This window comes from Allocellulophaga tsushimaensis, assembly GCF_055383085.1.
The window spans coordinates 810,702-823,230 of record NZ_AP039451.1 but is presented as its reverse complement, the minus strand read 5'-3'; the positions used below and the strand labels follow the sequence as shown (position 1 = coordinate 823,230).

Sequence of the window (12,529 nt, the reverse complement as noted above, 5' to 3'; positions counted from 1 at the left end):
CCAATAAAATATGTGTGGAATTGTAGGTTATATAGGTCATAGAGATGCCTATCCAATTATTATAAAAGGATTACAACGTTTAGAATATAGGGGTTATGACAGTGCTGGAGTGGCCCTGTATGATGGAAATAACATTAATTTAGGAAAAACTAAAGGTAAAGTTGAAGACCTAAAGAAGAAATTTAATAATGGAGTTTCTAATGAAGGTAAAGTAGGTATTGGTCATACAAGATGGGCAACCCATGGTATTCCTAATGATGTAAATTCTCACCCACATTATTCCAATTCTGGAAATCTTGTAATTATCCATAACGGAATTATAGAAAATTATGACTCTATAAAGAAAGAGCTTATAAAAAGGGGGTACACTTTTGATTCGGATACCGATACAGAAGTTTTGGTAAACCTTATAGAAGAAGTTAAGAAGCAAGAAGATGTTAAGTTAGGTAAAGCTGTTCAAATAGCTTTAAATGAAGTAGTAGGAGCGTATGCAATTGCTGTTTTTGACAAAAATAAACCAGATGAAATTGTTGTTGCAAAATTAGGAAGCCCTCTAGCAATAGGAATTGGTGAAGGCGAATTTTTTATTGCTTCTGATGCATCACCATTTATAGAGTTTACAAATAATGCCATGTATTTAGAGGATGAGGAGATGGCTATTATTCGTTTGGGAAAAGAAATTAAACTCCGTAAGATTAAAGATGATTCTGTAATTTATCCAAACATTCAAGAGCTTAAATTAAATATTGAAGAAATTGAAAAGGGTGGGTATGATCATTTTATGTTAAAAGAAATCTATGAACAACCCAGAGCAATTTTAGATACCTATCGTGGGCGTATGCTGGCAGATCAAGGTCTCATAAAAATGGCTGGTATAGATGATAATTTAGAAAAATTCCTAAATGCAGACCGGATTATAATTGTTGCCTGCGGAACATCTTGGCATGCAGGTTTAGTAGCAGAATATATTTTTGAAGATTTAGCAAGAATCCCAGTAGAAGTAGAGTATGCTTCAGAATTTAGATATAGAAACCCAATCATAACAGATAAAGATGTTCTAATTGCAATATCTCAATCTGGAGAAACAGCAGACACCTTAGCGGCAATTAAATTAGCAAAAGAAAAAGGTGCTTTTGTATTTGGTGTATGTAATGTTGTAGGATCTTCTATTTCAAGAGAAACACATGCAGGGGCATATACTCATGCAGGACCAGAAATAGGAGTAGCTTCTACAAAAGCGTTTACAACTCAAATTACGGTTTTAACGTTAATAGCATTAAAACTAGCAAAAGAAAAAGGAGTTTTTTCTGAATCTAAATTCCACGAATTTTTAACAGAATTAGAAACCATACCAACAAAGGTAGAAATAGCATTACAATCTAATGATTTAATAGAGCGCGTAGCCGAAGCCTATAAGGATTCTACGAATTGTTTGTATTTAGGTAGAGGTTATAATTTTCCAGTTGCTTTAGAAGGAGCATTAAAACTAAAAGAGATCAGTTATATTCATGCAGAAGGGTATCCTGCAGCAGAAATGAAACATGGACCTATTGCACTAATTGATGAGCAAATGCCAGTATTTGTAATCGCTACAAAAAGAGGGCATTACGAAAAAGTAGTAAGTAATATACAAGAAATTAAATCTAGAAAAGGTAAGATCATCGCTGTTGTTACAGAAGGTGATGTTGCTATTAAGGAAATTGCAGATCATGTAATTGAGATTCCAGAAACATTAGAAAGCTTAACCCCTTTATTAACTACGATACCCTTGCAATTATTATCGTATCATATTGCTTTAATGAGAGGATGTAATGTAGATCAACCACGTAATTTAGCAAAATCAGTAACAGTAGAATAATCTTACAGGATAATTAAAATATTTAATAAAGGGCTCATATGAGCCCTTTATTTATGATATCTGTATTTAGAAAGCCCTTTTTTTGCCAAAAAATACTATGCACGCATAATTTTTTTCCATTTTTTTATTATTGATATAAAAAAATCTGTATCTTGCTTTCACTAATTAAACTTAAGCTAGATGAAAAAACTCATGGTTTTATTGTTTTTGTTGACAGGTCTTATAAGTCAATCACAAACAACTATTAAAGGAAAAGTCGTAGATGAAGCTAATCAACCTATTCCTGGAGCAAATATTGTTATTGCTAATAAAGCAATAGGTACTGTTTCAGATTTTGATGGCAATTTTGTTTTAACTACTTCCGAGGTGCCTCCCTTTCAATTAAAAATTACAAGTATTGGTTATGCAGAAACAACAGCAGATGTTTCTTCTAACAATCAAACCTTAACAATAACATTACAAGAATCCAATACATTGTTAGATGAGATTGTTGTATCAGCATCTAGAACTCCTGAACGAATTTTTGAATCTCCTGTTACGGTAGAACGTATAGGTATTGAAGGTATTAAGAATACTGCTTCTGCAGATTTTTATGGCAGTATAGAAGATTTAAAAGGTGTTGATGTAAATACAAACAGTTTAACTTTTAAATCTGTAAATACTAGAGGTTTTGCGAGTTTTGCAAATACGCGTTTTCTACAGTTGGTAGATGGTATGGATAATTCAACACCAGCTTTAAATTTCCCAATAGGGAATTTAGTAGGTTTAGTAGAACCTGATGTTTTAAGTGTAGAACTTTTGCCTGGTGCCTCGTCTGCATTATATGGAGCAAACGCCTTTAATGGAATACTTTTTTTACGTAGTAAGAGTCCTTTTGATTATCAAGGGATAAGTACATCTATAAAAACTGGATATACTTCTCAGGAAGCATCTGGAGATAATTCGTATACTGATGTTAGTATTAGAGCAGCACATAAATTTAGTGATAAATTTGCTGCAAAGGTAAATTTTGGTTATTTAAAAGGAACAGATTGGGCCGCTACCAACATAGAAGGAAAAGATGAAAATAATTTTGTTACTAGTGGTAGAACAAGAGCTAATGATCTAAACTATGATGGTATAAATGTTTATGGAGATGAGGTTTCTACCAATATTAAAGACGTAGCGCTTGCCTTAGAAGGTCTTGGTGTTATCCCCTCAGGAGCAAATGCTTTAATTCCATCAGTAGAGGTGAGTAGAACTGGTTATGATGAAAGTGACCTTACAAATTATAATGCCGAAAGTATTAAAGCAGATTGGGGCTTGTATTACAGACCTATTGAAAATAATAGTTTAGAATTATCTTATGTAGGTAAAGTAGGAACAGGTTCTACAATTTATCAAGGTACTAACAGATATAATATCAATGGTTTTTTTCAAGAACAACACAAATTAGAGGTAAGAAATGATAATTTCTTTGTTAGAGGGTATTTAGTTGGAGATAGAGCAGGTGATTCTTATGATATGGTTTTTACAGGAATCAATATCAACAGAGCATGGAAAGATGACCAAACTTGGTTTGGAGAATATACAGGTGCTTATCTACAAGCTACTTTAGCAGGTGCAACTGATGATGCTGCACATCAAGCGGCTCGTGCAGCTGCAGAAACAGGTCGTTTTCTTCCAGGTACTCCTGAATTTCAAGCAGCTTTTGACAGAAGTATACAAGATCCTGATTTAACTACAGGTTCTAGATTTCAGGATGCTTCTAAGTATTATCACTCAGATGCAAATTATAATTTTAGTCATTTAATTGATTTTGCAGATATCCAAGTTGGAGGATCTTTTAGACAGTATAGTTTAAATTCTGGAGGAACCATCTATACAGATCTTGATGGACCAATAAATTATTCTGAATTTGGAATTTACACACAATTACAGAAAAAGTTTGAATTAGAAGGAGAAAAAAATATAAAACTTACGGGATCCGTACGTTATGATAAATCTGAATTTTTTAATGGTTTCTTTTCTCCTAGATTATCTGCAGGCTTAACTTTAAATAGGAATCATAATATTAGAGCTTCGGCTCAAACAGGTTTTAGAAACCCTACAACTCAAGATCTTTTCATAGGCTTGGATGTAGGAAGAGCCATTTTAATAGGTTCAGCTCCAGGTAACCTAGATCGTTTTTCTAGAGATTTTAATGTAAGTAATGCAGGGCAACTTGGACTTGGGCAACCTGCAACAATTACACAAACAGCTGGTGTAGCATATACAAATTCATATTCTTTAAGTTCCGTAAATAGACTTGGTGAAACTGGTAATCCGGCTGATTTAGAAATAGCCAATCCAGATATCGTAAAACCTGAGCAAGTAAGATCATTTGAAATAGGGTATAGAGGAAAAATAGATAAATTAATAGTAGATTTTAGTACTTATTATAATAGTTACAAAGACTTTATATCTCAAGAGGTAGTAATTTCTCCATATTATGGTACAGTTGGTGATGGTTCACTTTCTGTAGCGGCCATTGCAAATGGAGATTTTCAACCCTACAGTACCTTTACGAATTCCGATGCTGATGTAAACTCATTTGGAGCATCTTTAGGTTTAACCTTGAAAGTATTAGGTAATTATGATCTAGGTGGAAGTTATACGTATACTAAGCTAGATTTTGATAGAGCATTAAATCCAGATTTAATGTTAAACTTTAATACCCCAGAGCATAAATTTAAAGCTTCATTCGGAAATGAAGAATTATTTAAAAATTTCGGCTTTAATGTCTCGTACAGATTTAGTGATGATTATTTCTGGGAAGCAACATTTGCGCAAGGTACAGTTCCTGAATTCCATAATGTTGATGCACAAATAAATTATGAAGTGCCAAGCATAAAATCTACATTTAAAATTGGAGGTACAAACATTTTAGGTGATGAGTATTTTACAGCTGTTGGTACAGGTCTTATAGGTTCTCAATACTACCTGTCTTGGACTATTAATAACTAAAAAAAATTATAAATGAAAACTTTAAAATATATAATAGTTGCTTCTGCTTTTACAGGTTTTATAAGCTGTAATACTATTGAAGAAGTAGATATAACTCCAGTAATAGAAGTTGCAGAATTGGAAGAAATTAATGCTGGTGATACAGATTTTTCTAATTATGTAGCATTAGGTGCATCTTTTACTGCAGGATTTAGTGATGGTGCTCTTTTTAGAATCACCCAAGAAAATTCTTTTCCAAAGTTATTATCCAATCAGTTTGGTTTAGCAGGAGGAACAGAATTCACGCAGCCTCTTATGGATGATAATACAGGTGGGTTTCAAGATATACCTACTTCTCAAATAGCATATAGGCTTATATTTAACGGAAGTGGACCACAACGTCTAGATGCATTTCTTGCAAGCATGGGGGCTCCAGTTCCAGCAGCAGCTACAAGTCCGGCAAATCTTGGAAGTACTTTTAATAATGTAGGAGTACCAGGCGCAAAAAGTTACCAGATGACATTCCCGGGTTATGGGAATTTTAATCCTTACTACGGGCGCTTTGCTACTTCAGCAGGAGCAACTATGTTAGGAGATGCAGCAGCACAAAATCCAACTTTTTTCACACTATCGGAAATTGGAGGTAACGATGTTTTAAGTTATGCTACTTCTGGTGGTGTTGGTGAAGATCAAACAGGGAACCCAGATGCAAGTACCTATAGTCAACTAGATATTACAGACCCAGGATTGTTTGCACAAGTATTTCAAGGTATGGTACAACAGTTAACAGCTAATGGAGCTAGAGGGGCTGTTGCTAATTTGCCAAATATTACTGATTTACCATTTTTTACAACAGTGCCCAATAATGCATTAGTACTAGATGCAGGAACAGCTGCTAACTTAACAGGTTTCTTCCAGGCGCTTACAGGAATCTTTACAGGAGGATTAATCCAACAAGGTGTTATGCCTGCAGATGCACAGGCTTTAGCAGCACAATATGCAATAACATTTCAAGAAGGTGAAAATCGTTTTTTAATAGATGTTCCTGTAACACCAACAAATCCTTTAGGGTTTAGACAAATGACAGAAAATGAACTGTTACTTTTACCTATTGATAGAGCTGCTTTAGCACAAGGTTATGGCTCAGTAGTTTTAACTCCAGAAGTGCTACAGGTTCTAGGACTTTTACAACAAGGTGGTATGCCAACACCAGAACAAGCAGGTTTAGTTTTAGCTGCAGTTAGTGGTATAGATGATCAAGATGCCTTAGATACTGATGAACTTTTAAATATCCAAACGGCTACAGATGCCTATAATGAGACCATAGAATCAGTGACTACTGCTGCAGGTTTGGCTTTTGTAGACTTAAAATCTGTTTTAGAAGATGCTAAAACCTCAGGTATTCGGACAGGTGATCTTACGCTTACAGCTAATTTAGTTACTGGTGGTTTAGCAAGTTTAGATGGTATTCATTTAACCTCAAGAGGTTATGCAGTAATGGCAAATGAATTTTTAAAAGCAATTGATACTACTTATGGTACTAATTTTGAGGCTTCAGGAAGTCTTATAGATGTTATTGATTTACCAACAAATTACTCGCCATCACTCCAATAAACAATAGAATTTAGACAGATATAAAAAAATAAAAAGGTGCTTTTTTGAAGCACCTTTTTTTATACAAAGAAATTAGAAAAAACAATTTCTATTTAAAATGTAAAAACATATCTTTGCAGCCGGAAAAACATAGCTAATTAAATAATAGCGTTTTAGGTTTATTCCACACTTAAATTCTAAACATAAATACTTAGGTAATGTCTAAAGTTACAGGTAAAGTTTCACAAATTATTGGACCCGTTGTTGATGTTGAATTTCAATCAGGTTCTGATTTACCAAAAATTTACGATTCTCTTGAAATAAAGAAGAACGATGGTTCCTTATTGGTTTTGGAAGTACAATCTCATATTGGAGAAAACGCTGTGCGTACAATCTCTATGGATTCTACAGATGGATTAAGTAGAGGAACTGAAGTAAATGCTACAGGAAGTGCAATACAAATGCCAGTTGGTGATGACGTTTACGGACGTTTATTTAATGTAATTGGTGATGCTATTGATGGTCTAGGAGATTTGCCTAAAGCAGGTAAAGACGGTCTGCCAATACACAGAGAAGCACCAAAATTTGAAGATTTATCTACCTCTACCGAAGTTTTGTTTACAGGTATTAAAGTAATCGATTTAATTGAACCTTATGCAAAAGGAGGTAAAATTGGATTGTTTGGAGGTGCTGGAGTAGGTAAAACAGTACTTATTCAAGAACTAATTAATAATATTGCAAAAGGCCATGGCGGTTTATCTGTATTTGCAGGTGTAGGTGAACGTACTCGTGAGGGTAACGATTTACTTCGCGAAATGTTAGAATCAGGAATTATAAAATACGGAGACGACTTCTTACATTCTATGGAAGAAGGAGGTTGGGACTTATCTAAAGTTGATAAGAATATAATGAAAGAATCAAAAGCAACTTTTGTTTTTGGTCAGATGAACGAACCTCCTGGAGCACGTGCACGTGTGGCATTATCAGGATTAACGATTGCAGAATATTTCCGTGATGGAGCTGGTGAAGGACAAGGAAAAGATGTTTTATTTTTCGTTGATAACATCTTCCGTTTTACACAAGCAGGTTCAGAGGTATCAGCCTTATTAGGTCGTATGCCGTCTGCGGTAGGATACCAACCTACATTAGCAACAGAAATGGGGGCAATGCAAGAGCGTATTACCTCAACTAAAAGAGGTTCTATTACATCAGTACAAGCGGTTTATGTACCAGCGGATGATTTAACAGATCCAGCACCAGCAACAACATTTGCTCACTTAGATGCTACTACAGTATTGTCTCGTAAAATTGCTGAGTTAGGTATTTACCCAGCGGTAGATCCATTAGATTCTACTTCTAGAATTTTAACACCAGAAATTTTAGGAAAAGACCATTATGCCTGTGCACAACGCGTAAAAGAGTTGTTACAACGTTATAAGGAGCTTCAAGATATTATTGCCATCTTAGGGATGGAAGAATTATCTGAAGAAGATAAATTAGCTGTGGGTAGAGCAAGACGTGTACAACGTTTCCTATCACAACCTTTTCACGTTGCAGAACAATTTACAGGTCTTAAGGGTGTATTAGTAGATATTAAAGATACTATTAAAGGATTTAACAGAATTATGGATGGTGAGTTAGATCATTTACCAGAATCTGCCTTTAACCTAAAAGGAACCATAGAAGAAGCCATTGAAGCTGGAGAAAAAATGTTAGCGGAAGCTTAATTAGTTATAAGTAATGAGTACAAAGTACTTATTGCTCAATACTAACTACTTAATACTAAAAAAATGTATTTAGAAATTGTATCACCAGAAGCTACCTTATTTGCAGGAGATGTTACTTCAGTGACTGTTCCTGGAATAAACGGAGAGTTTCAAATGTTAGCCAACCACGCCCCTATTGTTTCTTTATTACAACAGGGAACTGTAAAAGTGCAAGGTAATATAACTATTGATGAAGCATATAGCGCTAAGTTTTCTACAGGAGTTAATGGAGCAACTACTTTAGAAATAACTAGTGGTACCGTAGAGATGAAAGATAATAAAGTTATTGTTCTAGCAGATTAGTGCAATTAACTTAATTAATTTTATATTTTAGTCTCCAATAGTAATATTGGAGACTTTTATGTTTTTAGACAAACCTTTCCCTTATAGAATATCTTTTGGAATACATACTATAGTTGGTCTCTCAATAGGTGTTATTTTAAGTTTTATACTTATAGTTTTAGAACCTTTTGGTGGCAATAGTTTTAAACATGAATACAAGTTTGCTTTATTAGCAGGATATGGTTTTATTAAGTTTATTCTGTATTTATTAGCGCATCTAATAGAGAATACAATTTTTCTTAAAGATAATATATGGAACTGGGCTAGAGAGATAGCATTTCAAGTGCTGTTTGGAATATCGGCAATAACCATAGCTTACTTTTATCATGGTTATGTATTTAACCAAAGTTCTTTTTCGCTCATCACGTTTTTAGGTTTCTTTTTTTATTTTGCACTACCTATATTTCCCATAGTAGTTTTACCTACTATTCTATTGCGTTATGTTTTAATGAAAGAAGTAGTGCAAACGGAACACATTTTAAATTCCAAAGAAGTAAAAAATAGTTATATTGAGATTAGAGGAGATAATAAAGATCACATAATTGTTGAGCGGAAAAATTTAGTATTTATAAAATCTATAGATAATTATGTGCAAGTTTATTTTAGAGAAGGAGATACTCTAAAGAATCAAATACTAAGAAGTACATTATCAAACATACTTGAGCAAGCTGATTTTTTATGGCAACCTCATAGATCATATCTAATTAATTTGGATCAAAATTTTCTATTGCAAGGTAATTCCCAAAAAGCACAATTAACAATATCAGGTTTTAATGAGGTGATACCAATTGCAAGATCTTCCTATTCTAAATTAAAACTTAAGCTGCAATCTATCCCAAAAGGCTAATCATTTCGTCCCTAAAAAGAACAGGTTAGCCCTAAATATTTAAGTTTACCACATAATCTTTGCCATATCCGATATGCTATATTTCTTTGTTTCATAATCTTTTAAAAATAAAAAAATGAAAAAGTTATTGCGTGTTTTGGGTTTTATAATAGTAACCTCTTTACTTATCTATTGGTTGGTATTATCTGGTTTTCATATTAAAGAATACTTTATAGGTAATGATTATGTAGACTATTTAAACGAAAATAAAAAAGTATTTGATACTGATTTTAAATTAGATAAAGAGTTCTATGAAAAGCAATTGTATATGGTAGGAGAGATGCATGGTTTTGCAAAATCTCCTGAAATAGATTTTAAATTATTTAAGCATATAAATGAAAGAAATGGTGTTAAATATTATATGAGTGAAGTTGACTATAGCCAAGCTTATTTTTTAAATAAATACTTAGTAACAGGGCAAGATTCTATTATTAACTATGCTTTAAAAAATTGGTTAGTGGTTCAAGCAAAAAACAATAAAGACTACTACCAAAAATGGAAAAACCTGTATGCTTATAATAAAACCTTGCCACAGGCTGAAAAAATTATTGTTTTTGGTTGTGATGTACTATCCGATAGCAAACTATTTATACATCACATAAAAGAATTACTATCTAAAAACGATTTTGAAAGGTTATTTGGAGATTCAAAAGGACTTAAGGAATGTATTGAAAAAGTGAAAATATTTAATTCTGATGAAAATTTAAAGCAAAGTTTTGCTAAAAAATATGGAGACAAAATGGATGAGTTAGTACATTTATTTACAACGCTATTGCAGACCGAAGAACAAGGAAGAGAGCAAAAAATTTTCGAAAACTTTCAACAACTGTATAAACTGTATCATCTTGAGAATGAAAAAATCTATGCTTTTTATGGTTTTTTTCATACCCTGCAAGAAAAAACAGCAGAAGGTTATCAGCCTTTGGGGAATAAAATTAAAAATTCTAACCTGGCACATGCTAAAAACATGGTATCTTTAAATATGTGTTTCCAAGATAGTAAAATGATAATGCCTAGTGCTAGCTTGCCCAGCTTTTTACAGACAGGGCCAGAATGGAGCGAAGTAGGTTTTAAATATGATTCGTTATTACTATTTTATCTGGAAGGTATTAAAGATTTAAAACGTACTTCTGAAGAGAATTCTACTACATTCTATAAAATGAACAGTGCTAATAGTCCATATTTTAAAACAAATAGACTAATGAATATAAAAATGATTTTACCATTTTTAGAAAATCAAAAAATTGAAATAGATAAAAATTTAGGTTCCGCTCATTACTCACAATATCTAATTTTCATTAGAAATTCAGGAGCAGCTCAGCCCTTATAAAAGCAAAAAAGATTGCCTGAAAATTATTTTTCAGGCAATCTCTTTTATATCCAATCCCAACTTATTAACTCCCAAGAAGCACCATTTTTAACTTCAGTATTTATGCTCTTAAACCCTACACTTAAATGTGCTCCAAAAGAGCGTTTATTATTAGTGGCAACTTCAGTAATAAGGCAATCATATTTATGGTTTAATTCACTCTTATAAAAGTGATACATCCCTTTAAAAATTCCTTTTTTCCGATAATCTTTATGAATACATATTTGCCCCATTGCTATATAATTTTTTTCAGGAAGCAGTAAATCTGCTGTAGTAAACATAGGAGTTAACATAGGTATTTCATTTCTAAAAGTGCTTAACATAGTTAATGCATACCCCACAACTAAATCTCCTTCTTTAGCTATAATATGCGGACAAGCAGCATTCATTTTCTCTAATAGCGAAATATGATGTTGTAAAGAAAGAAATCCATCTTTTAAAGCTGTAGGAGTAAGCTCCCCTTTTAAAATATTTTCCTGCTGAAGTGTTATTATTTGTTGCAATTCTTCTGTAGATGAAGCTCTTAGATATTTAACCATAACCAATTTAATAGCTTTATAATAATAAAATTACTATTTATATGTGTAACCCCTATTTTCAGGGAGTTCTTTTTCACGGATTCGGTGGATATCTTTTTTTAGTTTAAAAATACCTTTGTAAAATAATAATAAAATCACTTTAAAAATGAAAACATCACTAATAACAATTATTGCAGTAAGTTTATTATTTACAAGCTGTGGAGATACAAAAAATAAAGCTGTAGATAATTCTGAAAATAACTCATCTACTTTTAATAATTCTAAAGAAGACAATAGCTTTGGCTCATCTATATTCATAAATAAATTTAATTCATATATAGATTTTGGAAATACGTTTCATAAGAGCGCTCATAAATCATACCAACGTTATTTTAGTTGGGTAGATTATGAAAAAGGACCAAACTCCAATATAAAAGGAGTTAAAGGAATATCTAAATTATCTGATAATGCATTAGAAAATTTAGAAAAAGGACTAAAAATAGATGCAGAAATAGAAGGAGTAGATGATTTAATGCAAAAAGTATATCATAGAGCAGCCGAGTTGCAAAAAGTATCTGTAGAAGCAGCATCTTATTATAACAGACAAGACTATAAGGATGATGATTTTGCTAAAGGAAAAGAACTACATAAAGATATCGTAAGAACTTTTGAAAATTATTTTAAATCCTATTCCGATATGAGTACAGCATTTAGAAAAGTGCAAGAAAAATTATTTAAACAAGAAGTAAGTAAACTTAAAGACGATAAAGAGTTTATACGTTATAATTTAGCTATGAGTTTACATTATGCAGAAGGCATTTTAAATACAATTGGAAATTTAGATGGTGTGGCTCTTAAAAATTTAGATTTAGATGCTCTAAATGCGAATGTTACCGAATTTAAAGTTGCTTTTGATGAACTTGAAAACCTATCTGTAGCTAAAGAGAAAGTAAAAAATGAACTTGGATTAAAGGCGTTTGCATTAAAAATGTACTTAAAAGAAGGCATGCAACTTATTAAAGAAACTAGAAATCTAAAAGAGCGTATTGAAAAGAATAATTTTAAATACAGTGTAGTACATCCAAATATACCTGATTCTGGTTCACCTTCTAAAATCTATAAAATTTATTCAGGATTAGTAACTAATTATAATAGAATGAATTAATCTTTTGTTTAAAAAATAATACCTCTGTTTTCTGTTATTTTTTAATGAAAAACCTACTAAGTAAGCTA

9 protein-coding genes are annotated in these 12,529 nt (G+C 32.4%); 8 read left to right on the top strand and 1 reads right to left on the bottom strand.

What is annotated here, in order from left to right; genetic code table 11:
- Window positions 1-10: 10 nt before the first annotated feature.
- From glmS to ACZ451_RS03645, 7 genes are all read left to right on the top strand, one after another.
- Window positions 11-1,858, top strand: a complete 1,848-nt coding sequence (glmS, locus tag ACZ451_RS03675; RefSeq protein ID WP_464215742.1) for a glutamine--fructose-6-phosphate transaminase (isomerizing) — start codon at window positions 11-13, stop codon at window positions 1,856-1,858.
- 180 nt (window positions 1,859-2,038) lie between these two features.
- Window positions 2,039-4,843, top strand: coding sequence for a TonB-dependent receptor (locus tag ACZ451_RS03670; RefSeq protein WP_464215741.1), 2,805 nt, complete (start codon window positions 2,039-2,041; stop codon window positions 4,841-4,843).
- 12 nt (window positions 4,844-4,855) lie between these two features.
- Entirely contained in the window at window positions 4,856-6,436 is a 1,581-nt protein-coding gene (locus ACZ451_RS03665; protein WP_464215740.1) for a G-D-S-L family lipolytic protein, read from the top strand.
- 197 nt (window positions 6,437-6,633) lie between these two features.
- Window positions 6,634-8,142, top strand: coding sequence for a F0F1 ATP synthase subunit beta (gene atpD / locus ACZ451_RS03660; RefSeq protein WP_464215739.1), 1,509 nt, complete (start codon window positions 6,634-6,636; stop codon window positions 8,140-8,142).
- 63 nt (window positions 8,143-8,205) lie between these two features.
- Window positions 8,206-8,484: a F0F1 ATP synthase subunit delta/epsilon gene (locus ACZ451_RS03655; protein ID WP_464215738.1), complete on the top strand. Its 279-nt coding sequence runs from the start codon at window positions 8,206-8,208 to the stop codon at window positions 8,482-8,484.
- 58 nt (window positions 8,485-8,542) lie between these two features.
- Complete coding sequence (locus ACZ451_RS03650) at window positions 8,543-9,370, top strand: LytTR family transcriptional regulator DNA-binding domain-containing protein (RefSeq protein ID WP_464215737.1); 828 nt, start codon at window positions 8,543-8,545, stop codon at window positions 9,368-9,370.
- 115 nt (window positions 9,371-9,485) lie between these two features.
- Entirely contained in the window at window positions 9,486-10,739 is a 1,254-nt protein-coding gene (locus tag ACZ451_RS03645; RefSeq protein ID WP_464215736.1) for a TraB/GumN family protein, read from the top strand.
- Window positions 10,740-10,783: 44 nt separating this feature from the next.
- On the opposite strand, the gene ACZ451_RS03640 is transcribed toward ACZ451_RS03645, so the two are convergent.
- Window positions 10,784-11,317: a GNAT family N-acetyltransferase gene (locus ACZ451_RS03640; protein WP_464215735.1), complete on the bottom strand. Its 534-nt coding sequence runs from the start codon at window positions 11,315-11,317 to the stop codon at window positions 10,784-10,786.
- A 145-nt stretch (window positions 11,318-11,462) separates the two neighbouring features.
- Between ACZ451_RS03640 and ACZ451_RS03635 the strand changes: the two genes are divergently transcribed.
- Entirely contained in the window at window positions 11,463-12,461 is a 999-nt protein-coding gene (locus ACZ451_RS03635; protein WP_464215733.1) for a DUF3829 domain-containing protein, read from the top strand.
- The last annotated feature ends 68 nt before the right edge of the window (window positions 12,462-12,529 follow it).